Raw genomic sequence first — 26769 nt, 5'->3', positions numbered from 1 at the left:
GCAACATCCCATACGGGTAAAGAATGAAAGAAGGGAGACGCATGCTCTTTCACGAGGAGTTATCCTCAAGATCGATAACGCGTATCCCTGGCCAAACATGATCTCATGTCTGGTTAAAAATAATATACAAGATCACTTGTGAAATATCCATATGCAATCATGAAAAGAATGTTTCATTTTTCACATGTCATGGTTACAACATTGAGAAGAGTGAGGGTGAAGTTCATGTTTGCATGTTTTGCTTACAATGTACATGCATTGAAGATCATGATGGGATAGGGGTAGCTATGAAGATTTACATGAAATATAAGGGAAATCTTTAGAAATAGAACTTGAAAATGCTGTTATTGTTCATATTGCAATGAAAATCACGAACTACAGAACAAAGATAGCAGAATTCGAGCGGTTATTCGAAATCCCATGTGAATAATTAATGACCGAAACAATGAAGTCCTGGGAGCCTGTGGATTCCTGTGTATTGCCTTATATTACATAGGAGGATTTGCCAGGGTTTGGCGATCTGTGAATTTTTCACTCCTTTAATAATGAGAAAAAGATTGCTTATCGATCCCATAATTAATCGGATATTCATTTGGAGGATATGGCAGCATTCTAATTCATTTAATGATCTCCATTTCTGAAAGAACGTTGATTTACCTTGAGACCTCTTATGAAGTGAATCGTAAATGGTAATCCGAGAATTTAATAGGTCCTGTTACTGATGAATATGGATTGGCCATTTATGAAATCAAATGCACGTTTTCCCTGGATTACAGGAATTTTTCTTTGATAGCACATCCTCCTGATTTCTTCATCCGCCGGAGCTGTTTCGAAGTAGGTAATGTTTCGGCCCTGATCTTTTATGATAGTAGAGGCCTGTTCCCGATTAATTTCTCTTGTATTTATCCCATCATGGAACTGGAATTTCCCATCTGAATACAGAATGAAGCTACCTCCGTATCCAATCTCTTCCTTTATTTTCTCCCTCAATTCCCCGATGGTTGAACCGAATACCATGGCCTCTCCTGTTGACCTCATTTCAGGTCCAAGACTCATGGAAAAATTCTCAAATCTGTCAAATGGGAATACAGGTATTTTTGCACAGAACCCACTGTATTCAGGTTTCTCAATCTTCATCTTTCCCGTAAGTATGGCACTTATTCCAAGACCTACCCAGTTAATTCCTGTAAACTTACTTATTACTGGTATTGTTCTGCTAGCTCTGGCGTTCATCTCAATTATGTAAATCTCTCCACCCTTTTCCATAAACTGTAGATTTCCAAAACCGGATATTCCGAAATGAATTCCTATGGTTCTGGCTATTTCTGTGGCTTTTTCAGCTATCCAATCCTCCGGAATTCCTCTTCCCATTATGGATATGGCATCACCAGAGTGAACGCCTGCCTCCTCCAAGTGTTCCATTATTCCGCATACCTGAATCTCCTTTCCGTTGCTGATGAAATCAAGGTCATATTCCCTTGCATTTTCAATGTATCTTGAAACATGATAACTTCCACTGGAAGCCATATTTACATAATTTAATAGTTCCTCCCTGTTCCTGATTATTTTAAAAAGTGATCCACCGATTATAAAACTTGATCTCACTATAATGGGCAGACCGATTAAATCTGCTGACTTCTCTATCTCCTTGCCATTGTGTGCTGGAACCCATTCTGGCTGTATAATTGATTTCTCTTTTAGAAATGCTGAAAAGAGTTCCCTGTTTTCAATTTTCTCTATTGATTCTGAGGATGTACCAAGAATTATGTCTTTTCCCAAAACCTCACTTATTATGGAGGCCATGTTCTGTCCCGTCTGACCTGCGAACTGTATAATGATCCCTTTTACCTTTCTCTTCATGATTATTCCACATACATATTCAGGCACCAGGGGATCAAAATAGAGTTCGTCTGAAGTGTCAAAGTCTGTGGAGACTGTTTCTGGGTTTGAGTTTATCATGATTGCGCCCAGCCCCATTCTTCTTATTTCCCTCACGGCCTTTACTGAACTATAGTCAAACTCAAGTCCCTGGGCAATTCTGTTTGGACCTGAACCCATTATGAGAACCGATTCCCTTGATGATATCTCTATATCATCCCTCTCCCCATATGTGGAATAGGCATACCTTGTATCTGATCTGTATTCGCCAGATGATGAATCTATCATTCTTACTGCAGGCAAAATTCCCTTTTTGATTCTGTATTGAAGTATATCCCTTTCCTCAATTCCTGTAATCCAGTATATGACTCTGTCAGGTAAGCCTATTTTTTTCAGTTCTGCAAGTTCTTTCCATAGGTCTTCCTCTCCTTTGACCTTAACACGATTCAGGACAGCCTGTAACTTCACCAGTATTTCTGAAGACCAGCCTGTGCGATTACTTATCTCCCTTATATCAATGCCATTGATAAGCGCTGAAATGATATGTGCAAATCTCCTGCTGCTTGGCTTGGAAAGATTTCCAATAATCTCCTCCTTGCTGAGAGTTTTTTTGAAATAGGCAGAAAGATCAATCTCAAGGGATACCAGGGCTTTGAAAAACGCCTCCTCAAAATTTCTCCCTATCCCCATGGTCTCTCCCACTGATTTCATTGATACACCAATATCCATATCCTCAGTAAATTTGGTGTCAGGCCACAGGGGTATCTTTACTGTTACATAATCCTGAGACGGCTCAAAGGCTGCTGATGTGTTGCCAGTAATGGGATTTCTTATTTCTGTTAGAGGATGGCCACAGACAATATATGTGGCGATCTTTGCAATGGGATAACCGGTGGCCTTTGATGCCAGAGCTGATGATCGTGATGTTCTTGGATTTGCCTCAATGGCGTATATCTCATTGTGATCCAGATCAACCGCAAATTGAACGTTGCAGGCACCCCTGATCATGAGTATTTCAGCTATCTTCAATGCCTCCCTTCGCATCTCCTGGTGAAGTCTGTCAGGTATTGTAAGGGAAGGAGTCACTACCACGCTCTCTCCCGTATGAATTCCCATGGGATCAAGATTCTCCATGTTGCATATCATTATGGAGTTTCCCTGAAGATCCCTCATAACCTCATATTCCATCTCTATCATCCCTTTCAGGGACCTCTCTATCTCTACCTGATCAACTGAACCTATGCTGAAGAGCCCTTCAAAGAATACCTTTGCCTCATCCCTGCTCTCCAGAATTTTTCCAGATTTTCCGCCCAGTGTAAATGATGTTCTTGCAATAAATGGATAAAAATCCACTTCTTCAAGCTCTTCCTTCCATTTCTCCCTGTGAACAATTTTTGACTCCGGGACTTTTATGCCGTTTCTCACCATGGCTTCGTGGAACCTCGTCCTGTCCTCTGCCATTCTGATTCCCTCAGGCGGCGTTCCCAATATTTCCACGTTGTATCTGTCAAGAATACCAGCATCCTTAAGCTCAAGGAGTATGTTAAGACCGGTTTGACCCGCCATTCCCGGTACTATTCCATTGATTCTCTCCTGCCTGATTATTTCAGCGGCATTTTTCACGTTTATAGTCTTTATATAGACCTTATCAGCAGTTTCCCAGTCTGTCTGAATTGTGGCCGGATTGGAATTTAAAAGAACAGTGTAGTAGCCAAGTTCCTTCAGTATTCTGCATGCCTGTGAACCTGCATAATCAAATTCAGCAGCCTGGCCTATGACAACAGGCCCTGATCCTATTACAAGAACCCTTTTTTCAATTCCTGATTGCATTGAACATCTCCTCTACCTTACTGAAAAACCCTGAAGGATCTACAGGTCCTGGTGATCCCTCAGGATGGTACTGAACGGACATTATGGATTTTTCCATATTCTCAATCATTTCCACGGTCCCGTCATTGAGATCCCACTGAACCGGTTTCAACCCTGCATCCCTTAAACTTTCTTCTGAAACCCTGAAATTATGGTTATGAGATGTGATGTAGATATTTTTCCTGTCAGATACCGCATGATTAATCCCATGATGACCAAAGTTCATTCTTTCAATACTTCCCCCAAGAGCACCCGCAATTACCTGATTCCCCATACAAACTCCTGCCACCGGTATGTTTCCTTCAGCCTTTTTAATGAGATTGTAAATTTCTGAAAGGGCTCGATCCGAGGGGTCTCCTGGCCCATTGGATATGAAAATCAGATCATAGTCTGAAATTGATTTGATCCTGGAATCCAGATTTATAACATGAGTTTCACCCATTGAAGATATCCTATCAAGGAGGCCCTTCTTGGAACCAAGGTCCACAAAGAGTATTTTTCGTTCCATTCCCATGTTTATGATTGTCTCAGATCTGCCTGTGACCTTTTTTATGAGATCGCCCGTGGAATGATCTTTGAAATCATTGTCACTCTTAGGATCATCTGTGATGACACCCTTTAGATTTCCTGAATCACGGATCTTCTTGACCAGCCTCCTTGTATCGATTCCGTAAATTCCCGGTACTCCCTGGTGCCTCATCAGGCCGTCTATGGAAGTAAAACCTCTTCCCTCAGGGGACATTGTGTCTCTGACAATTATTCCTTCAGCCTTTATTCCATCGCTTTGTGGTATATCCTTCCAGAATTCGTAATAAAACATTGAGGGGAATGAAAAGACCATTAACTGCCCTGCATATGAAGGATCTGTCATTGCTTCATAATATCCTGTTGCAGATGTTGTAAAAATAAGTTCTCCATGTTTTTCAACAGACGCACCGAACGCCTTCCCCTCAAAGGAATCACCATCCTCGAGGAGAAGGTATCTCCTCAATTCAGGCACCCTCCTGATTTAATTCTGAGAGAATCTACCACAAAGAAAAATCTTAAAATCTTAACCTTTGTGATATTCATTTAGCTCTAAAAAGATGGATTGTATTTTCATATAAAATAATTTCTAAAGTGGATTGAGCTTTCGTGTGCGAATCAAATTCGGATACTTTAAGGCGAGAATTACAATTATCAATGGATTGGAGGAAAGAATAGCATTTGTCTCACAGCAAAATTGATAAATGATTTACCTGACCACTGAGGGATATTATAAATGCATTGACGGGATTAAGTAAATGTTCCGGGAGAGGTATACCTCACGATTATGGAACATTCGGAGCGTTATGAGCCATTTTCAGGGAAGGTGTATCGTTAATGCAAAATAGAGAAATGAAGTATGGGCCAAAGTATCTGAATGTTACAAAGGAAAAATCCTATGGCATAGTTTATACGCCAGATTGGATAGTTAACTTAATTCTGGATAGTATAGGATACATTGATAGTTTAGAGCAAAAAACCATAATAGACCCTGCCTGTGGCAGTGGAAATTTTTTAACTCTGGTGCTGGATAGACTATTGAATTATCTTGAGGAGAAAGATTTTTCCCATCAAGACAAGATCAACATAATAGGGAAAAATATCTATGGCTTTGATACTGATGAAGATGCGCTGAAAAAATGCAAATTTAATCTTCACAATGTACTTCTAAAGCATAATATATCTGATAGAGTTGATTTTAATTTATTTAAAAGAAATGCCCTGGACAGAGATTTAAACAGTGATCTCTTTAACAAATTTGATTTTGTAACAGGCAATCCACCATATGTAAGAATTCAAAATTTAGATAAGACGACCAGATCTTACATTCAAGAAAATTATTCTTTCTGTTCTTCCGGTTCTACAGATATTTACATCGCTTTTTTTCAATTAGGTACAAAACTATTGAATGAAAGTGGGATTTTAGGTTTTATAACCCCTAATACATATTTTTATAGTGATACAGCTAAATTATTTAGAGAGTATCTAAAGAGGAGTGAGAATCTAAAAGAGATAATAGACTTTAATGAGAAGCAAATTTTTGAAGGCATTACAACTTATAGCGCTATTACAGTGATAAATAAAAATGGGAAATCCGGTTATTTCAAATACTACACCTTTGAAGAGGAGTTGAAGTTTATAGACAATATACCTTTTTCGTCATTGAATGAAAATAAGTGGGTATTGGGCAGTGTAAATGTATTGAATAGGATCAGGGAATTAGAAAATAGGGGCAGAAAATTAGGAGAAATCGCAGAAATTCATGCGGGTCTGGCTACCCTGGCAGATAACTATTATATTTTTAAGGATGTTTTATTCCATGAAAACACTGCTACAGTAAGGTTGAACAAAAGCAAAGAATATACAATTGAAAAGGAGATTCTAAAACCAATAGTGAAAGTTTCTATTTTAAAATCTTCGAACGAAATCCAGAATAGATTTGTTATATTTCCATATAAATTAGTGGATCAAAAGTACATACCAATCAGTGAAGAAGAGATGAGAGATAGATATCCATTGACCTACGAATATTTTTTATCTGTCAGGGAGAGGCTTAAATTGCGTGATAAGGGGAAAACTATCACTCCATGGTATGCCTTTGGAAGAACGCAGGGTCTGAATTCATCCTTCGGCAAAAAAATTTTAGTTTCACCATTGAGCAATAATCCAAGGTTTATAGTGTGGGATAAACCTGAATACACCTTCTATGCAGGCTACTGTATAAAATATGATGGTAACTTAAATAGTCTAGCTAAACAATTAAATTCTGAGGACATGAAATTTTATATTGAACATTCAAGTAGAATATATAGGGGCGGTTACAGGTCTTACTCCAAGTCTTTTATAAAAAATTTTGGTGTAGACTTACAGTTGAGGTAAAAAATCAGACAATTAAACAACTTCTGTATGATAAATTTTCAAATTTCTCTCATTAAACGCATGGTTTCTGTAACAAGATATCCAGGTTGCGTACAATTCGCATCCTTATTAAAATACAATAATTTGAAAAATTTTTAAGTGATTTTTCCCAAAGCATTTCGAACCAATGATAACAGATCAAAAGGATTAACCCATAAAAACTCTCCCAATAATCAATAAAAGTGCCAAAGGAACCAGCCCATATAGTGCCATAATATTCAGGCAGGTAACCTCTTTAAAATTGTTTAAAATAGTGATTCGTTTATAACATGCCTTTTGATTGATTTTCCTGCTTCAGCTTTTCCAGGTTCTGTATCCTTTTGGCGGGATGAGGATGATCACTGAATATGCTATCCCTTATGCCAACCTTCTTTCTTTTCCAGCTTTCCAGAAGAGCCATGTGGTCAAAGGCCTTAACATCGTTTTCTCCGGAAAACATCAGCATACTGGAGAGGGATGATGTTGTTGATTTTCTCCTGAATACCCGGCCTCTCTGGTTAACTCCACTGTAAGCAACAATTTTTGCAAGAGCTGTCTGCAGGTTATCTGTGGCTCCCGGAATTGTTGATGCCGAGTTCAGGTCTGCATAGGATTCTCTCATTCTGTTTACGCCAAGTATCATGATGTTAAAGATGAAACTCACTGCAACCATGGCTATTGCTACAAGAATAATGGATCCACCGTTTCTTCTTCCACCTGAACCAAAAAGCATCGTGCAACCAAAGTAGAAAAGTATTGTTGGTATAAGGCCTATGGCAAGAAGCAATGTGACATCGTGGTGCCTTAAGTGTCCTATTTCGTGGCCCATTACTGCCTCTATCTCTTCTCTGTTAAGTATTTTCAGAAGACCTCTCGTTATGGCCATCCTTCTGCCTGATATTATTGAACCGAAGGCAAATGCATTTGGCATATCTGTGTCTGCGATAAATAGCATTGGCACTTTTTGGTTGTTTAGACTGCACACCTTCTCGAGAGATTCATATAGCCATGCCATGGACATATCATCCTTTGCGACCGGTTTGAGATGGTATATCCCTGAAATTATGTATGGTGAGATGGCATATTGTATTATATCCATGACAAAGACCATTCCAATAATAAGTATGAAGAAACCGGATGTGGGAAGAACTCCAAAGAAATAATAGGAAACGGCAAGAATAATGAGAGCTGCCAACAATGCAATTGCAATACCTGCAAATATGGCTGCAAGTTTCAATTTTATAGCAGTGAAACTCATAGAGGGAAATTACTTTAAAGTTAATAAAATGTATAAAATAGTCATGAACCTTAATAACTTAAGGGATGACAAGTCATTCACAATTAGATTAATTATTATAGTAAAGTTTTCCTTTAACATATATGATTGATGGAAACCTTAGACAAAATCTCCATTTCAAATGGTCACCGGGGAACAAACCAATCGCAAGGATAGAAGATGGAGGGATTTTGAAAATAAAAATACCTGATTCTTCAATAAATCAAATTAAAAAAAATATGAATTCCTCAGACCTCAGCAGTATAGATTCATCACTTTTCGATGGTGCAGTTGGACCTATATATGTAGATGGAGCTGAACCTGGAGATTCAATAGAAATTGAAATTCTTGACTTAGGATCAGGAAGTGAAGGATGGAGTGCCATAATTAAGGATTTTGGTCTTCTTAAAAACAGATACGAAGAGAGACTTATAACGTGGAGTAAGGTTGAAAATTACTGGAAGTGCAACAATGAAGGATTCCTTAGAGGAATTAGAATAGAGGACAGACCATTCCTTGGAGTTATAGGATCTTCTCCATCGAACGGAGAGCACGGAATGATACCGCCACAGCATTTTGGCGGAAATATGGATAACCGAATGATAGGAAAGGGCAGTAGAATAATTCTACCCGTAAATGTCAAAGGGGCATTGGTGTCATTTGGAGATCCACATGGACATCAGGGAGATGGTGAAATTTGCGGTACTGCAATTGAAACAAGTGCAGAGATAGAAGCAAGACTCAAAATACTGAAAAAGGGAATAAAAGCACCAGTTATATTTTCAGCAGAGAAAACAGAGGGAAATTATGTCTTTACATCTGGTATCAGCGAAAATCTCTACACAGCCTCAATTGAGGCTGTTGAAAATATGATATCATATCTGAAAGATTTTGAATTCACAGAGGAGGAATCATACTTTCTGTTAAGCGTTGCAGGAAATCTCGCCATAAGGGAGATAGTGGATGAACCAAACTTTGTCGTCACAATAGGTATTGACAGAAAGATTATTGATTCCAGGGATAAATAGATATCAATTTTAATTTTTCATATCTTCATTGGATTTTCTGGCCTTTTTTATCTCCACGCCCACCCCGGCTATTCCAAAGCCCACAATCAGATAGTAAGCTGTAAGGGCCCCCGTAAAGATGTAAAAAATATCGTTTGAAACAGAAGACGGTATATTGAAACTATAAGATTCAAGGAAGAATATTGAGAATACATAAAAAATGATGGAAGAGATGTATATTGCCCTGTGATGTTGAATAGCCTGAAAAACAGACCATTTTCCCACAGAAAAATACTTTCTTCTTCTTGCGACCATAACATAAACCATAAGGGGGAAGAAAATCAATGAAAATGGGATCACGCCATAGTAAAGGAAACTCAAACTGGTTGTCCTGTAAAAGTAACCAATTCCATAAAATATTCCAACGGAAACTGCAATATTGACAGGAACTATTCCATAGGCATATCTGCTTCTCGCAACCATTCTTGAAATAATATATGTGGGAAGGAGCGGAAATATTATGGCAAATATTCCGATTATATACTCAAAGGATTTATCAATGAAACTTCTCGTAATGAGGTAATGACTTATTGTTTTTAATAATTATTGGAAAGTATTACCTTTGTTTAAGAATTTAAAAAGTATAAAGTCATGAAAAACCTGCTATTTTCACGGAAACCATTTTTAAAGGGAATCACTGGATGATCAGATATTTTATCAAAGCCTAATTCTCCAGATATTTTAGAAGAACGTTATAATGCCCTCTTGAAGATACATGGCAAAAGAGAGGTCTTGAATCTGTGAATGCTAAAATAGAATAAACCCATACAAAAATTATGACTGAGAAACTCTATCTGAATGATTCATACTTAAAAGAATGCGATTCCAGAATAGTTAGAATCAATGAAAGAGGAATAATACTAGACAAAACAGTTTTCTATGCAAGCGGAGGAGGCCAGCCCGGTGACTCTGGAAAAATAATCTTCAACGGGAAAGAGTTCACTGTGAAAGATACAGTAAAAGATGGGGATGATGTGCTTCATATTATTGACAATCCTGAGACTCTGGAATTAGATGGTGTGGTAAGATGCCAGATAGACTGGGAGAGAAGATATGCCCATATGAAGTACCATGGCGCAATACATCTGATTGATGCTGTTGTCAATATGAATCCTGATTATGAAGGACTAATAACGGGCAGTCAGATATATGATGACAGAGCCAGGGTTGACTTTTCCATTGAGGATTTTTCTCAGGAAATAGCTCAAAATTTAATTGAAAAAACTAATTCTGTCATTAATGAAAACCATGACATTATTGTAAAGTACATGCCAGGTGAGGAGGCAGTAAAGATAAAAAACCTCGCCAGAACTGAACCTGGAAGGCAACTTATTCAGAAACTTGAAACGGTAAGAATAATTGAGATCGTGGGAGTTGATCAGCAGGCAGATGGTGGAACACACGTCAGGAATACATCTGAAATAGGAAAAATAAATCTTCAAAAGATTGAGAACAAGGGAAAGAAAAACAAAAGGATGTATTTTACAATCTCCTGAATTGCTTTAATATATGGAAAATATTTTTTTAGAAGGTTACTCTCTATATATTATGACAGATATGAGCTGGGTCAGGAATGAGATTGAGAGTCTGAAGAGTGAGGGGAGATATGTCCCCATAAGAACTCTTGAGACTTCACAGGGTGCCTATGTAAAAATAGGCGGAAAAACAGTATTGAACATGTGTTCCAACAATTATCTGGGACTTGCAAACAATCTGGAGGTTAAGAAGGCTGCAATTGATGCCATAGAGGAGTATGGAGTTGGGGCAGGTGCAGTGAGATCTATTGCAGGGACAATGGAAATACATATAAAACTTGAAGAAAAGGTTGCTAAATTTAAACATATGGAATCTTCCCTGGTTTATCAGGGAGGCCTTCTGGCCAATCTTGGAACAATTCCAGTACTTGTAGGTAAGGAAGATGTGATTTTCAGTGAGGAACTAAATCATGCAAGTATCATTGATGGTATGAGACTCAGCTCAGCAAAAAAATATGTCTATAAGCATATGTCAGATGAAGACCTAGAAAAAAACCTCAAGGAACACAGAAAGGAGGGAAAGAGATCAATAATCGTGACTGATGGGGTTTTCAGCATGGATGGAGACATTGCACATGTACCTGAAATTACAGAACTCAAGGATCAGTACGATACAATGTTTTATGTGGACGATGCACATGGAGAGGGTGTACTTGGAAAGAACGGAAGAGGTATAGTTGATCACTTCAATCTTGCAGGTAAGGTTGAGATAGAAATGGGTACATTTTCAAAGGCACTTGGTTCAATGGGAGGCTTTGTTGCTGGTTCAGAAGAACTCATTGACCTGATAAAACAGAGGGCAAGACCATTTCTTTTCAGCAGTGCCCTCAATCCAGGAGATGCAGCATCTGTAATGAAATCCATTGAGATTATGGAGAGGGATGACACTTTAATAAAGAAGCTGTGGGATAACGCTAGGAGATTGCAAAACGGCTTAAAGGAGTCAGGATTCAAACTTACAGAAACAAAGACACCCATTACCCCTGTTCTTCTAGGATCAGAGAAAACAGCCCTTCAGATGAGCAAAATTCTCTATGAGGAGGAGAATATATTTGCCTCACCCATAGTCTTCCCAACAGTTGCGAGAGGTATGGCAAGAATAAGGCTAATGCCATCTGCTGTTCATTCCAAGGAGGATATAGACAGAACAATAGATTCATTCAAAAAAGTGTGGAAAAAGGTCTCTGCATAAGGATTCCTATTAAATTTTAAATGATTATTTTTTCTGAATCACGTCCCAATTTTATTTTCTAAGGGAAATGTCAAAATTTTCATTCTTGTCAATTTTTCAAGAAAAAAATAATTTTTTAACATAATATAAAGGATTTTATTCAAAAATTTCATAGTGGCAGATTCTTCCAGTCCATGAGGTCTTTTCCATCAAGAGACTTGATTTCAAGTTTCTCCAGCAAATCTGTGAAAATATCATCTGATATTTCATCTTTATAGACCTTTTCAAGGGAATGATGAAATATAACAGAATGAAAGGCATGATTTGTGATGGCTGTTTGAAGGTTCATTTCATCACTTGCATCTTTTCTTATTTGGCCTGAAAAACCTCTTTCAATATTTTTCTTTTTGAGGTCTTCCATAAAGTCGTCGACAACATTTTCTATTTTTTTATGATCACTTTTGGATAAAACTATCTGCACCCGGTAACTGGGTTCAAACTCCAGCTTCCCATCGTTTACCTTGAACCATTTTAGTGCATCCTTTTCAAAAAATTCCTCTGCAATTGCCATCGCCATTTCCTTAGGTTTCGAAAAATCAAAACCAGAGGTAAGATCATATATCACATTATTACTATCTTCCGATACTTTTCGCGATTTCTCAATCATCGATTTAAGTACATTTTCATCGGCCATATTCATGAAACAAAATCAATGCATATAGTTGTTTTCCTGAAACGTAACATTATGTTTCATGAGTTTAAACCATTTATGAATGGGTGAAATCTTTCTGTTGACATATAACAATTTGCGTTATAGAAAAAAATAATACGAAAGTTCGGAAGTATATAGAAATGGGGCCCAAGAAAATGAATTTGATACTTGAATCACCCCACTATATATTTCAATAAAGACACACTCAGAATGTTTATAATACCTCATAATTATGGAGTTAAAGTGAGAGAATGATAGGAGCAATATTGTCCGGTGGATACGGAAAAAGACTGAAGCCAATCACTGACGAAATACCGAAAGTGCTTGTTGAGATAAAAGAAAATTACACCATTATGGATAGACAGCTTCTGGATTTTAAAAGCGTTGGGATAAAGGACGTATATATACTCTCAGGACACCTGGGGGAAAAAATAGAAGAGAGATACGGAAGCGAACATAACGGAATGAGATTCCACTATCTCAGGGAAGAAAAACCCATGGGAACTCTCTACTCTGTAAGAAATCTTCTGAAAAATACAAATGACGAGGATATAATTCTCAGAAACGGAGACGTGGTCACTGATATAAACTATGGAAGATTTGCCAGGTTTGGGGAGGAGTCCCAGTATGGGATGACAATGCTTGTGACAAAGATGAAGAGCCCATATGGCATAGTGGAACTTCTTGGCGATCAGGTAGTATCATTCCGGGAAAAACCGGTACTTGATCATTATATAAACTCCGGAATGTACTACATAAAATCCAAAATAAGGGATCTCTTCTTCAACGAGTATAACGGTAAGGATATTGAAACAACCGTTTATCCTGAACTCGCAAGAAGGAAGGAAATAGGCGCATACAGAGAGGATTCTTTCTGGATTGGGGTGGACAGTGAGAAGGAGCTGGAACTTGTAAGAAAGGAGTACCTTGGAAGGGAAGATACGGATTTCGGATATATGAGGAACATATATTCAAAGGGAAAGATGTCCATAGTTGAATACTTCCTGAAGGATGGTTCCACAGTAAGCATAAACAGGGGAAACATAATCAGATTCATTCATGGTGACGGAATAATAACAAATGGAAATGGATCACTCTACACCGCAGGCAAGGTCATGGATCTTGAAAACAATGTTGACCTCAAGGCATTTACGCCAACAAAACTGGAAGTTCTTTCATATTAACTGGCGCCACATTATATAGGCGTCAGAACCATCACTGTAGTAATTCCTCAGTATGGAGGTAACAAGGAAGCCGTGTTTCTGATAGAATTCAATACCTTTTTTATTATCTGTTCTTACTTCAAGTCTCAAAACTATTATCCCATAAACCCTTGATATATCAATGAATTTTTCCAGAAGCATTCCACCGATTCCCATATTTCTAAGGTTTTCTTCAACTGCAAGCATCAGAATCCGGGCCTCGCTTCTTGACATCTTTCGCCCGGCAAGAAATCCATTGATCTGATTCTCCTGTTCCGATACCAGAAAGCCGTCTGGCCATGACTGGAAGATCTCTATCATAAGATCTTCTGAATATTTTTCAGATAGTGATTTTGCCGAAATTTGCATGACCCTGTTCAGATCATCTATCTGGAACCTCCTCACCAGTGGAGGGTTAAAACCATCTTCTGGCATCCTCACGCTGGAATATGTTTTTCCATTTATTATAACTTTTTTGGAAGATCTCCTTTTCATCAGCTTCAGAATGACACCTCACACTATATTTTAAAGACGTTTCCATGACCAGGATAAACTGTGTATCCTTTGTAAGTCTTTATGAGATCTATTGATTTTTCAGCCTTATCCGGAAAGAGCGCAAATGATCTGTTGAACACAATCTGATCCTTCTTTTTCATGGCGGCATCCCCTACAAATATGCTCTTCATGTTCTCAAACACAAAGGATCTGCTATCAGGAGTGTGACCGGCAGTTGAGATGACCTTAACACCATCCATTGAAAACTCTGACATTGGAAGAAGACCATCGTTCTTATTCATTTTTGCCATACCGGATATGAATTTTGAAATCAATGAATTTGCAGGCACCATTTTCCTTTTGCCTGCTATGACATCCTTTTCTCCCTCCGGTACATATACGCTGGGATTGAAGGCTTCTCTTATATAAGGTATTCCCCCAATATGGTCCGGATGATAATGTGTAATAAGTAATATATCAGGTTTTGAATGAAGTTTTTCATAGTAGGAGACAATCTTTTTTCCTGAACCCTTTGTTCCTGCATCTATGAGAATTCTCTTTCCTCCGTGGCTGACGTCATAACAGTGTGCCATTGTTCCAGGTATCACTATTATAGAATCAACATATTCCATAATCTCTTTCAGTGCATCTAATTTTAAATATCTTCTCATGGAATTATGGGAAATAAGTACCCCATGGGAAATTTAATCCATTATGATTTTTGGATTTGATTTCATGTTTTGGTGGATTAATTATCCCCATATTTGCTGAAAAAATCATCTATTTCCCTCAGATCATCGGAGGCCGGTTTTGAATCTATGTATTCGGAAAACATGGTAACCCTGCTGTCCAGAATTATTATAACACCTCTGTCCTTTTCGCTCCTTATGACCCTTCCCATGGCCTGTTTCAGCCTTATTATGGCAGGGAACATAAAGGCGTACTCCCAGCCGTTTCCAAATTCATGTTCATAATAGGATGCGAGAATTTTTTGCCTTATATCCGGTCTTGGAAATGGAATGCCCACTATCACGAGAACTTCCAGGAGCTTCCCTGGAAGATCTATGCCTTCAGACAATCTTCCCCCTATAACACCAAAAATGGTGCCTCCCTCCTCCCTGAACCTGCTGATCATTGAATTGAATTCCACAGTCCTCAGGTCCCTTCTCTCCACGAATCCGGAATCGTATGAATCCAGATGCCTGAGGATTCTACCCATCACATTAAAGGAAGGAAAAAGAACCAGAGACCTTTTTCCTGTTTTTTTCAGAATCTGTTCTATTCTTTCGGCAATCTTCACCTCCATCTTCCCATCCATGGCTTCATACTTTGTTGTGAGATTGTTGTCATAAAGAGAAAGAAGATTTTCCTCGGGAAATATTCTTCCTATATTCAGGAAGTTGTTATTTGTGAAACCAGTCATGTTTATATATATATGCAGTGGTTCAAGGGTTGCGGAAACCTGTATGGTAAGTGAACGCCTCATCTGTTCCAGAATTATGGACGGATCAAGACAATAGGCCTCCACTGATAAATCCTGGCTTTCCTCTCCTTTTCTGAGGATACACACATACCTTTCATCATCTCCGTAGTTCAGAAACTTGAGCTTGGATGCGAGGGATGAAATATGGGACATTGGAACCCTGCCAATTTTTTCCTTCTGATTCTCCACAACCTCGCCAAAGTTTGCCAGTGCGTCTACCATGTATTCCACGTCCTCCGGATTGTATCTTCCTGCCATAGCTATATAGGAATACACATCCCTGAACATAATGCGCTTTTCATCCATCCCTGAGGGCATATCACTGGATAGATCGATCATACCTGACCGAATCGCCTCCATAAAGTCGGAAACCCTGACCCTTGGCATTATTTCTGGATCACCAAAATCCTGGGATTCCTTTTCTGAAAGATTTACCATATTCCATGTGATTTCAAAGGAATTGACCTGCCTTGCCATTTCCGGGAGATTGTGAGCCTCATCAATTACCACAACAATATTTTCCCTTGATGTGCGCATATTGTAAAGTACACCAAGAGCCATATCTGGGCTTATGAAATATGCATATGGCATCACCACAATATCTGCATCCTTCATTGCGTACTTTATTGACTCGTAGGGGCATATTCCTCTGGAACTCAATGATGTGAAAAGATCTTCAGGGGATGGAGTTTCGTCAAGAATCATATCTATATTGCCCTGATCCCTTATCTTTTCATTGTAATATCTGCATCCGCCATCCCTCTTCTCCATGGTTCTCTTTTTTCTTGCAGAACACATTCTTGAAAGAGATTCAGGAGTGAATTCCTTCTCCTTTTCTATTTCCATGTAAAGTGGGCAAAGATTAATCCTCCCCTGCATGACCACGGCCCTGAACCTTATGGACTTTCTGATAAGGTTCATTTCCTTCATTATATTAGCCTGCTGGGAGTTTGTTCTTGTCAGATATATGATTCTCTTTCCTGACTGCTTTGCGAAAAGTATGGAAGAGAAGAGTGATATGAGGGTTTTTCCAGAGCCTGTTGGAGACTGAATAATGGCATGTTTTCCCTCACCGAGTGTCTTTATGGCGAAATTTACAGCCCTTATCTGATATGGCCGTAAAACAATACTGCCATATCTCCCATCTTCTCTGACCGTTTCCATTAAAGGCTTTCCAGTTCCTTTCTCTTGGCCTGAACTTCATCAGGATTCACACTGAATTTCATGGCTTCATCAAGAGTCTTCAGTGCATCCTGAATCTTTCCCATCTTTCCCAGTGTATCTGCCTTGAGTATGTAGTATGCACCATTTTCAGGTACAAGATCAATTGCTGAATTGATATCCCTGAGTGCCTCCTCATACCTTCCCATCTCCATCAGAGTCTCATATCTCTTGTATACGAAAATCTGATCCATGGAGTTCAGTCTCACTGCCTCTGAATAATCCTTCAGTGCCTCTTCCTTCATTCCCAACCTGTATCTGGCGTTTCCCCTGTTATAGTAGAAGTCCGGAATATCAGATTCAATTTCTATGGCCTTTGTAAACTCCTTCTCGGCATCCTTTATTTTACCCATATCCTCAAGGGCTGCCCCAAGGGCATTGTGATAATCGGCGTTTCCTGGGATCAACTCAATGGCCTTTTCATAATCCTTTATTGCAGAATCGTACATTCTCATGGAGTAATAGGACAGGCCCCTGTTGAAATAATAATCTGGATCGTTCTGCAACACCTTTATGGCCTTTGTAAACTCCTTTATGGCTTCAGGATATTTTTTAAGGTTGAAAAAGGATATGCCCCTCTCGTTGTAATCATCCGCTATTTCATCTCTATCTCTCGGTATATCTGAGTCTTTGATCTGTTCTTCTGACACAATTCATTAAGTTTTTGTTAATACTTTAACTTAATGTTTAATCTTTCTCACAAGGAGTTTCATAAGTCCCATTTTTTTAAGTGCTCCATGTGCTTACTGATGAAATTGTATTATTCTGTTTTAAAAGATTCTCTTCTGATTTATCTCGTTCAACAGGGAAGTATAGGTTTTCCAGTGGGTTCTTACTATCCCGGATATATCAACACCTTCCATAATGGATCTTTTCAGGAAATCTATTGTCCTGGGATCTGATGGATACCCTGAACCTGTATCACCGTAATCTTTTCTGATCCTATCCATTGCCTCTTCTCTTGAAAGTTTTGCAAGTATGGAAGCAGCAGATACATTTGCATAGAGCTGGTCAGCCTTATGCCTGCAAACAACACTCCTGCCTGTCATGGTTGAGAGAACTGATGAGAGCCTCTTTTCATTTACATCAAATGAGTCAACAATAAAATGACTGTATCCTGATTTTTCAATAATTCTGGAAACCTCGATCTCCTCCATCCTGTTTATTGTCATCTCGTTCATTCTTTCATTAATATAGGAAGAATCGATCAGATTTACATCCCAGTATTCTGCCTCTCTTCTGATAATTTCCCCTATTCTGATTCTGGAGGCCTGACTCAGCTTTTTTGAATCCTTTGCACCTATGCTTTTCATGATATCTTCATCTGCCACAACTATGCCTATTGCCATTGGCCCTATCACTGGACCCTTCCCTGCCTCATCAATACCTCCGTAAACCTTGAATATTTCATTTTTCTGAACATCAGAATTCTGAGCGAAATCTTTCACTGACTCCTGATTCCACATTACCTAATAACTTAAGGCAATTTCTGGATTTAGTGAAAAAGACAATATGATCCCAGTGTGCATTGCCTGATGTTCATATGCATAAACAATTTTTTTATGATAGGAGAATATATCAATCCATGAGTTCAGACAGCGGTAATCTTGACCCTGTAAAATTTATGGAAGCACACAGAGAGAAGATCAACAGACACCTCAGGGAGTATTTTGACCAGATTTATGGAGAGGTTAAGGACAGAGAGATGGAGAAGATAGTAGACCTCATAAGAACATACACGGTCAGGGGCGGAAAGAGAGTGAGGCCAATACTTGTTGCCGCGGGATACCAGCTGTTTGGTGGAAAATCGGAAGACATATATGGCGTAGCCATAAGTATTGAGATATCACAGTCCTTTTTTCTTATTCACGATGACATAATGGATCGAAGCGACCTCAGAAGGGGTTTCAAAAGTTTCCACAGGGAGGTTGAGGATATTATTGGCAATGTGAGGGATAAAGAACACATTGCAGAGAGCCTTGCCATAGTTGGTGGAGATCTTGCTGTGGATTACTCCTTCGATGCAATAATGAGATCTGGAATAGATGACCAGAGGAAGATCAAGGCCATAAGGGAACTTATAGAAATAATAAAAATAACCGGATATGGTGAAGGCCTTGATGTCTATTCGGGCACAGGATACAGACTGACCACATCGGACCTTATAAGGCTTCATCTCAGAAAAACTGCGAAATATACAATAGAAGGGCCACTCCTTATGGGTGCAAGGATTGCAGGAGAGGATGATCCTCTCTGGGATTTGAGGGTTTACGGCTCTCTTGTTGGTATCGCCTTCCAGCTCCATGACGATGTTATAGGATTGTTTGGAACAGAGAAGGAGATCGGAAAACCTCCAAAGAGCGATGTTAATGAGGGGAAACAGACCCTTCTTATGATTGAGGCAATGAAACGATCAGGCGATGCAGACAGGAAATTCATATGGGATACCCTTACATCAGGAAACGTCTCGGATCATGATTTTGAGAAACTAAAGAGAATAGTTGAGGATACGGGCTCACTGGACTATACAAGGTGGCTCATAAACAGATTCATAGAAAAGGGGAAGGAAAAACTTTCAAGGGTAAATGGAGATCAGGAAGTGAAGGACTTCCTTATGTGGTTTGCGGACTATCTTGTGTCAAGGAAGAACTGACTTTCTCTCTTCCTCTTCCCCATACCTTGGCCTGTACCTTGAGTACATCTCCCTCATGGTTTCATCGTCTATGTGAGTGTAGATTTCAGTTGTGCCGATACTTGAATGCCCCAGCATTCTCTGTATAAATCTTATATCACCACCATTTTTCAATATGGATGTTGCGAATGTGTGCCTGAGGGTATGGGGTGTTACCCTTTTGCCTATCCCGCTTGATTTTGCTATTTCCCTTATCATCTTCTCCACGGTCGATGGATGATATTTTCCCATCTTTCCGCTCACAAAGAAATATTCAGATATCCTGTTTTCTGATATCTTCCATTTTGCATATTCCTTCAGAATGGTTAACACCTCTTCTGGAACAAGAACTATTCGCTCCTTGTCGCCCTTTCCGCTGGTGATTCTTATGGATCCGCTCTCAAAGTCAATATCCTCATTCCTCAGTGAACAGAGTTCACTGACCCTCATTCCTGAGTAGAGGAATGTATTTATGATCGTGTAAATGATTATATCATTTCTGCTCATTCTCAATATGCTTTCAACCTCTCCCTTGCTGAGATAAACTGGCACCTTCTTAGATCTCTTTGGTGCTTCGAGATTTTTTGGAACGTTCAGACCCATCTCAATATACATGTGTTTTATTGCCTTTATGGCAAGATATTGACTGTTTTTTGAATATCTCTTCTGAGTGGCAAGAAATAGTTTGAAGGATTCGATATCCTTCTGGGTACACTCCCTGAGCCTCTTTGACGAAAAATCGAGAAACATTTTTGCAAAAAATGAATACTGTTTAACTGTATATGGACTTCTTCTTTCCGCAATCATGCGATTTCTGAAAAGAGTAAGATCGCTTTCAATGTCATCATTTTCCATATGATAGCAATTCGATTTTTCCTTTAAAAATATATCTATCCATGATATTGTGAAAATGATCTGTGACAGTTATTTTACAATTCTGCATTTATATACGGATCAGAGAGAATATGAAAAGCAAAGGTGTATTCTGCGGAAATGTCATATTTTAGAATTCTTCTTATGATCTATGAAATTTGTAAAGGCGACAACGCTCTATGACGGGATAGGGAGTAAAAACAATGTGTATGTTGGCTTTGAAGGTGACAGAATCTCCTATGTGAGTAATGCAAAGCCTGATGGAGATATAATTGCCGAGGGTGTTGTGACTCCTGCATTCATAGATCCACACAGCCACATTGGAATGGACAGATATGGGGAGCCATCCAGGGAGAGTGAGGCAAACGAACAGATGGATCCCATGCTTCCCCTTGGAAGAGCCATCGACGGAGTATACATGGATGATATGGCCTTCACGGAATCTGTGGAAAACAATGTGCTTTATAGTGTTGTGCTTCCGGGAAGCGGAAACATAATGGGCGGTATGGGAGCGCTTCTGAGAAATTTTGGAAAGAACATCAAGGAGGCATATGTCAGGGATATTGGTGTGAAGATGGCACTGGGATACAATCCAAGAAGTACTGTGGAATGGAAGGGTGGAAGGCCAAGTACAAGGATGGGCGTATCTGCCATAATCAGGGACAGATTCACAAAGGCCAGAAAAACAATGAAACTAATTGAAAGTGGAAAGAAGACGATTGACGAGATAGATCCAGATATGGAATTCCTCATAAGTCTCCTCAAGGGGGAGAAGAGGATTATGTGCCATGTCCATAAACAGGATGATGCATTCTTTCTCATGAGCCTGGTGGATGAATTCAACATAAAACCCATTGTGAACCATGGCATGGATTTTTACAGCCCGGAGATACTCATGGATCTTAAGGAGAGAAACATACCACTGGTATATGGTCCAATGGATTCACTGCCATATAAGGTTGAACTGAAGCACGAATCATGGAGGAATGTTAAGATGATAAGGGATTCCGGGGTGAAATTCGCACTCATAAGTGATCATCCTGTGATACTCCAGAGGAATCTCTTCCTGACAACAAGACATTTCATGCGTTTTGGTGCCTCCAGGGAGGAGTGCATCTCATACATAACATCAAGATCCGCTGAGATTCTTGGCCTCACAGATCTTGGAACTATAGAGAATGGAAAACTTGCATCATTCTCTGTGTGGGAAGGGGACCCATTCAGCTTCCAGGGACACCCAAAGCTTGTGATATGGGAGGGGAAGACGCTCTATTCTGAGTGACCCTTACATCACCTTAAATTGATTTTCAATTTTCTCCTCAACTTTTTTAGAATCGCTCAAAGGTTTTAAAACCAGTTTACATATGGAACTTAAAAATGTCAAGAAAAATTTACGTTGAATCCTATGGATGCACACTGCAGAAATCGGAGACAGGACTCTATACAAACAGTATAATGGAAGAAGGAGACGTCATAGTTAAAAATCCTGAAGATGCAGATCTGAGGATTATAGGGACGTGCGCAGTTATCAAGAAGACAGAGGATCACATGATCAGAAGGATAGGGGAACTTTCTGACTCTGGAAAGACAATGGTCATAGGATGCCTCCCTCCTGTAACCATGGGATCTCTGAAGGAGAAGAATGTGGATGTCATAAGCAGTGGGGACTTCAGGGATCTTTACAGGGGAAGACTTGACAATATAGAGATAAGGGAAACATCCATTCTCGATGGAATACCAATAAATCAGGGGTGTACAGGAAGCTGCAACTACTGCATCTCAAGAGTTGCAAGGGGAAAATTGCTATCGAGGCCTGTTGAAAAGATAGTTGGACAGGCAGAGATGCAGATATCCAGAGGTATAAGGGAGATAAGAATATCTTCCCTGGATACTGCGGCTTACGGAAAGGATACAGGCAGGAGGCTGCCTGACCTTATCAGGGCCCTTACATCCATAGATGAGAAATTCATGCTACGTGTGGGAATGATGGAACCAAAAAACACGGAAGAGATTCTGGAGAATCTTATTGAATCTTACAGGAGTGAAAAGGTCTTCAAGTTTCTGCACATACCAGTGCAAAGCGGAGACGACAGAATACTGGAACTCATGAACAGGGAATATAATGCAGAGACCTATTTCAAAATAGTCCGGAGGTTCAGGGAAGAGTTCCATGATGCACTCATATCCACAGACATAATAGCAGGTTATCCAGGGGATGATGAAGAATCCTTCGAGAGAACCTGCAGACTTCTGGAAGTATCAAGGCCGGAAATAGTGAATATAACCCGTTTCAGCCCCAGGCAGTACACAAAGGATTTTGGAAAGAAGACACCTCCTTCAAATCTCATAAAGAGATGGTCCCAGGAATTCACCCAGATTCATCACAGAATCATTGAGGAATCCTATTCCAGCCTCATAGGGAAGGAGAGAGATATCATTATAACAGAAATGGGTAAAAACAACACAAGCGTTGGGAGAGACAGGTCATACAGGCCGGTTGTTATTCCAGGCATTCATGAAAAATATTCATGGGTAAGGGCAGAAATTGTTGAAACGGGACCAACATATCTGATTGGGAAAATCACAGGCTGATCCTGTCAACGTTGACTATTTCGTCAAATATATACTTCCCGTTCCCCTTTCCTTTGAATATCATCAAAAATTCCTGTGCAGTTAGTATTGGTGTCTCATATCTCATAAAGTCATCGGTTGCAACCCTTGGGCATCCTGTGAATATTATGCAATCTGCCATCATGTTCTGAAAATCAACAGGATTGGATTCGTTTGCATATGCTATTATTCCCGATCTCCCCATCTCATCCACGTGCTTTTTGATCATTTCAGCGAGCTTGAGTCTAAACTGCCCGACCTTTGTGTCGACCACTATGACAAATTTCTTCGCATCGAGGGCCCTTGCCATATTTGCATATCTCAGCCTTATTCTCTTCTCGGCCTCCGGTTTCATGGAATGAAGTGAAAAGGGCTCACTCATGTCAAGGAGAAATACCTCCTTGTCCGTGACGAGCTGCGCCCCCATGGAGTGAAATGTGCCTGTGGACAGAATAATATGGCAGTCTGCCCATCTGTCATTGTCATGTACCGGGCTGTAATTGCATCCAAGTACCTGACCAGGATACTTGAGTCTTCCATCATTTTCACCCATGGATGTATCATAACCTTTCTTCCTCAGGAATTCTGAGAATGCAATTGCACTCTCCCTGTACTGTATTGAATATAGTATTCCGATTTTTTTGTACGATGCTTTCTCAAGTGGGGATAGATCAAGATTCTGAAAATCGTCTCTTGGTGGATGTATGTACTCCTCAAATATGACCGGAATGCCGTAATCCACATTTGGAATCTCTGTATGACCCATCTGTACAACCGCATCCACTGATTTATATTCATCCATTGTACCTGTGTCGCAGGCACCAAAGAAACCCTCTGAACTGACTATAACCTGGAAATTTTTTGATAACTCATTAAAATAATCGAAAACATGGGGCTTCAGGCCATCTGGCAGCTGAAGGAGAATTTTCTTTGCCCCCATTTCCTTAAGTTTTGAAATGACCCTCTGGGGATCCATATAATTTGTCATGTTTAATCATCACATCCATTCATATACATACTTCTAAAAGATTCTTTTACATTCCTTATTCTTCCCCTGCTTATTACCATTTCAGGCAGAAGTGAATCCCAGCGATAGAATATGTCTTCTAAGGATGTGGCTCTGAATAGAACCATATCTGCCCATTTCCCTTCTCCTATTCTCCCTGTCTCCTTTCCAATATTCAGGGATATTGCGGGATTGATTGTCATTGCATTTAATACCTCTTCTGGTGTCATTCCTGCCATTCTGATTGCAAGGTTTCCTGCAAACTGCATATTTGGAACTGGAGAGAGTGGCGATACGTCAGAGGCAACGCACAGGGGTATTCCGTTATCTATAAATTCTCTGGCATCAGGATATTTTTCCCCCAGGGAAAAGGCGGTTATTGGAAGGATTGTGGCAGCACTGCCACCCTTCCTAAAGTGCTTCAGATCATCCTTTCCAGTCTTAAGCAGATGATCCATTGAATATATCCTGAATTTTTCCGCAAGTGAGGTTGCTCCAATGTTATCAAGTTCATCTGCGTGGATTCTTATGGGAATTTTCTCCTGACTGCATGCTTCAAGGTATCTCTCTGTCTCCTCCAATGAGAATGCCCCCCTGTCGCAGAAAACATCGGTAAAATCTGCCATTGGCCTTAGTTTTTTCATTATCCTTATAGATTCCGAAACATAGTCTCCTGCGTAATTTTCCGGTGGCCTTGCGTGCATTGGCAAGAGAGTCTTCACGATTCTTACACCGCTACTTTTTTCAAGTGAATGCATAACCCTAAGCATTTTTTCTTCATTTTCAAGGTTCATTCCGTATCCCGTCTTCATTTCCACTGTGGTAACTCCGTGCATAATGTGTATCATTAGCCTTTCCAGTGTCTCCTGAAGGATTCTTTCCTCACTGGAATTTACAGTAGTTCTAACTGTCCTCATTATGCCATTTCCGCTCTCCAGAAGTTCAAGATAGGAAACACCTCTTGCCCTCATTATAAATTCTTCCTCTCTTCCTCCTGCATAGACCATATGGGTGTGTGAATCCACAAAACCTGGAATTGCAATAAGATCGGAGCAGTCTATGACTTCCTCTGTATTTCCCTCATTATGAAATCTACCGTCAACAATATGGATATCCTGTGAATCAAGTATCTGGATGTTTCCCTGATTTTCACCCATCAGATATCCTTCGCCGGAGGGCGTATATACCTTTTTAATGTTCTGAAGTTTCAATCCTCTGCTTTCATTCATAGGGGAAAACCTACCATAAGGGATATTAGTGTTATTATATAAGCTGCAAGTATGAACTCCATAAAGGGGACACGATAGGACACCAATCTGGATCCATTCCTTTCAACTTCCCTGAATTTTATCTGATCCACATTACCCTGATATTTCACAAAGTATCCCATTTTACCAGTTATTTTTCTTGTGTAAATCATTGCCCATACAAGGGCAAAGGAAGATGTGATCCCAAGATTGATCACAAAGAGTATATTTTCAGGTATGTCTATTATGTAGTATGTACCATAACTGATGTAAAGGGATGAAAGGGAGAGTGAAAGGGCAATCATTCCCTTAATATCCCCAATTCCAAATAGTTTCTCCCTTATACCTAGAAATGCAAATAGTCCAATTATCATCCAGTTGATTAAGTTCTCTGTGGAATGAAGGAAAAGAACAGTGCCAACACCGAACACAAGTGCCACGGGAAGTGGAAATATCCATTTCTCCGGGTCGAGAAACATAATCCCCCAGAGTATATCTCCCAGAACAAGCATTTCAGTGTTAAGCGAGAGAGCGATATATATCACGTTTATTACAATCATTAAGGGCAGGAATGTGAGGAAGTTGACACGCCTCTTTCTGTGATCCTGAAAGGATGCAAATATGAATGTTACTATTCCAGAAGCTGCAAGAATTAAAAGAGCATAATTATTCATCAGCCAAACCCAATTTTTTAACAAAATGAACAATATAGGACATATCAGGATCCTGATCTTTGCTCATGGAAATTGAATATTCAGCCTCCACTGATGAAAGGACTGAATGTACTACCCCCATCTCCTCTGCCAGTTCCATTGCATATCTAAGATCCTTTAGCTGATGCCTGAGAGAGAATTCTGGTGAAAAATCTTCACGGGATATTTTATCCCTTTTAAGATCAAGTATTCTTGTCATTGCTCCACCGGACTGGAAAGCCTCGATTATTGTTTCAAGTGAAATTCCCTTACTCCTTGACATTGCAATGGCCTCTGCAAGAGATGCCATGGCTGAACCCATGACATGGTTATTTGAAAGTTTTAAGGCTATTCCCGAACCAGCCTTTCCGGCGTAAATCTGCTTTCCCGTAAATGTTTTCAGCATTTCTCTGACTCTCGAAAAATCTTCCATCCTTCCACCGGCAACTGAAGTGAGTTTACCAGAGACTGCAGCAGGAACACTCCCGATAACAGGACAGTCCATGTAATTGTTTCCGGACTTTAAAACTGCATCGTGATTTTTCAAACTCTGTCGAAATGAAATTGTTGACATATCCACAATTAGTTTTCCTTTCACCGATCCTTCTATGATGTTGCTTACAACATCCCATGATGCCGCCGAATCTGTAACTATAAGGAAAATTATGTCTGAATTTTCAGCGACTTCCAGTGGAGATGATTTGGCTACATTCTTTAAGTCCGGTGGAATTTTCTCTGCTGTACGGTTATATACAGCAGATACCCTGAAATTTTCCCTTAGATGATCCACAATTGGCTGACCCATCCTTCCCAATCCCACAAACCCAATCTCATTCATT

General features: G+C 39.6%; 23 protein-coding genes. 8 read left to right on the top strand and 15 right to left on the bottom strand.

Annotated elements, in window-relative coordinates:
• Positions 1-702: 702 nt before the first annotated feature.
• Positions 703-3708: a carbamoyl-phosphate synthase (glutamine-hydrolyzing) large subunit gene (gene carB / locus ACNF42_RS02620; RefSeq protein WP_443338658.1), complete on the bottom strand. Its 3006-nt coding sequence runs from the start codon at positions 3706-3708 to the stop codon at positions 703-705.
• Positions 3692-4738 (bottom strand): glutamine-hydrolyzing carbamoyl-phosphate synthase small subunit, encoded by a 1047-nt coding sequence (gene carA, locus ACNF42_RS02615; RefSeq protein WP_443338656.1) that lies wholly within the window; start codon positions 4736-4738, stop codon positions 3692-3694. The genes carB and carA overlap by 17 nt, the downstream gene beginning before the upstream one ends.
• Before the next feature lie 371 nt (positions 4739-5109).
• On the opposite strand from carA, the gene ACNF42_RS02610 reads away from it, so the two are divergent.
• Complete coding sequence (locus ACNF42_RS02610) at positions 5110-6651, top strand: HsdM family class I SAM-dependent methyltransferase (protein ID WP_443338654.1); 1542 nt, start codon at positions 5110-5112, stop codon at positions 6649-6651.
• Positions 6652-6952: 301 nt separating this feature from the next.
• Here ACNF42_RS02610 and htpX read toward each other — a convergent pair whose 3' ends face one another.
• On the bottom strand, positions 6953-7927 hold the full coding sequence (htpX, locus tag ACNF42_RS02605; RefSeq protein ID WP_443338651.1) for a zinc metalloprotease HtpX: 975 nt from the start codon (positions 7925-7927) through the stop codon (positions 6953-6955).
• 122 nt (positions 7928-8049) lie between these two features.
• Between htpX and ACNF42_RS02600 the strand changes: the two genes are divergently transcribed.
• Positions 8050-8973: an acetamidase/formamidase family protein gene (locus ACNF42_RS02600; protein WP_443338649.1), complete on the top strand. Its 924-nt coding sequence runs from the start codon at positions 8050-8052 to the stop codon at positions 8971-8973.
• Positions 8974-8982: 9 nt separating this feature from the next.
• Here ACNF42_RS02600 and ACNF42_RS02595 read toward each other — a convergent pair whose 3' ends face one another.
• Complete coding sequence (locus ACNF42_RS02595) at positions 8983-9435, bottom strand: hypothetical protein (protein ID WP_443338646.1); 453 nt, start codon at positions 9433-9435, stop codon at positions 8983-8985.
• Positions 9436-9788: 353 nt separating this feature from the next.
• Here ACNF42_RS02595 and ACNF42_RS02590 point away from each other — a divergent pair, with 353 nt between their 5' ends.
• Both ACNF42_RS02590 and ACNF42_RS02585 read left to right on the top strand, forming a co-directional pair.
• A complete protein-coding gene (locus ACNF42_RS02590) occupies positions 9789-10508 on the top strand; it encodes an alanyl-tRNA editing protein (protein WP_443338644.1) in 720 nt (239 codons plus the stop codon).
• Positions 10509-10560: 52 nt separating this feature from the next.
• On the top strand, positions 10561-11739 hold the full coding sequence (locus ACNF42_RS02585; protein WP_443338641.1) for a glycine C-acetyltransferase: 1179 nt from the start codon (positions 10561-10563) through the stop codon (positions 11737-11739).
• 148 nt (positions 11740-11887) lie between these two features.
• On the opposite strand, the gene ACNF42_RS02580 is transcribed toward ACNF42_RS02585, so the two are convergent.
• Positions 11888-12412 carry a hypothetical protein gene (locus ACNF42_RS02580; RefSeq protein ID WP_443338638.1) on the bottom strand — a complete coding sequence of 175 codons (525 nt, stop codon included), beginning with the start codon at positions 12410-12412 and terminating at the stop codon, positions 11888-11890.
• A gap of 269 nt (positions 12413-12681) precedes the next feature.
• Between ACNF42_RS02580 and ACNF42_RS02575 the strand changes: the two genes are divergently transcribed.
• Positions 12682-13614, top strand: coding sequence for a nucleotidyltransferase family protein (locus tag ACNF42_RS02575; protein WP_443338635.1), 933 nt, complete (start codon positions 12682-12684; stop codon positions 13612-13614).
• On the opposite strand, the gene rimI is transcribed toward ACNF42_RS02575, so the two are convergent.
• The 5 genes from rimI to rnhB all read right to left on the bottom strand — a co-directional run bounded on the left by rimI (position 13606) and on the right by rnhB (position 18297).
• On the bottom strand, positions 13606-14127 hold the full coding sequence (gene rimI, locus ACNF42_RS02570) for a ribosomal protein S18-alanine N-acetyltransferase (RefSeq protein WP_443338632.1): 522 nt from the start codon (positions 14125-14127) through the stop codon (positions 13606-13608). The two genes, ACNF42_RS02575 and rimI, sit on opposite strands and share 9 nt — an antisense overlap.
• Positions 14128-14150: 23 nt before the next feature.
• Entirely contained in the window at positions 14151-14759 is a 609-nt protein-coding gene (locus tag ACNF42_RS02565; RefSeq protein ID WP_443338629.1) for an MBL fold metallo-hydrolase, read from the bottom strand.
• A 116-nt stretch (positions 14760-14875) separates the two neighbouring features.
• A complete protein-coding gene (locus ACNF42_RS02560; RefSeq protein WP_443338626.1) occupies positions 14876-16774 on the bottom strand; it encodes an ATP-dependent DNA helicase in 1899 nt (632 codons plus the stop codon).
• Positions 16774-17481 (bottom strand): tetratricopeptide repeat protein, encoded by a 708-nt coding sequence (locus ACNF42_RS02555; RefSeq protein WP_443338623.1) that lies wholly within the window; start codon positions 17479-17481, stop codon positions 16774-16776. The genes ACNF42_RS02560 and ACNF42_RS02555 overlap by 1 nt, the downstream gene beginning before the upstream one ends.
• 120 nt (positions 17482-17601) lie before the next feature.
• Positions 17602-18297 (bottom strand): ribonuclease HII, encoded by a 696-nt coding sequence (gene rnhB / locus ACNF42_RS02550; protein WP_443338620.1) that lies wholly within the window; start codon positions 18295-18297, stop codon positions 17602-17604.
• A 119-nt stretch (positions 18298-18416) separates the two neighbouring features.
• On the opposite strand from rnhB, the gene ACNF42_RS02545 reads away from it, so the two are divergent.
• Entirely contained in the window at positions 18417-19484 is a 1068-nt protein-coding gene (locus ACNF42_RS02545; RefSeq protein ID WP_443338617.1) for a polyprenyl synthetase family protein, read from the top strand.
• On the opposite strand, the gene xerA is transcribed toward ACNF42_RS02545, so the two are convergent.
• Entirely contained in the window at positions 19470-20357 is an 888-nt protein-coding gene (gene xerA / locus ACNF42_RS02540) for a site-specific tyrosine recombinase/integron integrase (RefSeq protein ID WP_443338614.1), read from the bottom strand. The two genes, ACNF42_RS02545 and xerA, sit on opposite strands and share 15 nt — an antisense overlap.
• A gap of 169 nt (positions 20358-20526) precedes the next feature.
• On the opposite strand from xerA, the gene ACNF42_RS02535 reads away from it, so the two are divergent.
• Positions 20527-21657, top strand: coding sequence for an amidohydrolase (locus ACNF42_RS02535; protein ID WP_443338611.1), 1131 nt, complete (start codon positions 20527-20529; stop codon positions 21655-21657).
• 95 nt (positions 21658-21752) lie between these two features.
• Positions 21753-22967: a tRNA (N(6)-L-threonylcarbamoyladenosine(37)-C(2))-methylthiotransferase gene (locus tag ACNF42_RS02530; protein WP_443338608.1), complete on the top strand. Its 1215-nt coding sequence runs from the start codon at positions 21753-21755 to the stop codon at positions 22965-22967.
• On the opposite strand, the gene dph2 is transcribed toward ACNF42_RS02530, so the two are convergent.
• Genes dph2 through ACNF42_RS02510 form a run of 4 tightly spaced genes read right to left on the bottom strand, consistent with a single transcriptional unit; the run spans position 22957 to position 26768 of the window.
• On the bottom strand, positions 22957-23973 hold the full coding sequence (gene dph2, locus ACNF42_RS02525) for a diphthamide biosynthesis enzyme Dph2 (RefSeq protein WP_443338605.1): 1017 nt from the start codon (positions 23971-23973) through the stop codon (positions 22957-22959). The two genes, ACNF42_RS02530 and dph2, sit on opposite strands and share 11 nt — an antisense overlap.
• A 2-nt stretch (positions 23974-23975) precedes the next feature.
• Positions 23976-25220 carry an imidazolonepropionase gene (hutI, locus tag ACNF42_RS02520; RefSeq protein ID WP_443338602.1) on the bottom strand — a complete coding sequence of 415 codons (1245 nt, stop codon included), beginning with the start codon at positions 25218-25220 and terminating at the stop codon, positions 23976-23978.
• On the bottom strand, positions 25217-25912 hold the full coding sequence (locus ACNF42_RS02515; protein ID WP_443338600.1) for a hypothetical protein: 696 nt from the start codon (positions 25910-25912) through the stop codon (positions 25217-25219). Before ACNF42_RS02515 ends, hutI begins: the two co-directional genes overlap by 4 nt.
• Positions 25905-26768, bottom strand: coding sequence for an NAD(P)-dependent oxidoreductase (locus ACNF42_RS02510; protein WP_443338597.1), 864 nt, complete (start codon positions 26766-26768; stop codon positions 25905-25907). The genes ACNF42_RS02515 and ACNF42_RS02510 overlap by 8 nt, the downstream gene beginning before the upstream one ends.
• Between the last annotated feature and the right edge of the window lies 1 nt (position 26769).

This window comes from Cuniculiplasma thermophilum (assembly GCF_052315355.1).
GTDB lineage: Archaea > Thermoplasmatota > Thermoplasmata > Thermoplasmatales > Thermoplasmataceae > Cuniculiplasma.
This window is presented reverse-complemented; position numbering and strand designations above follow the sequence as displayed.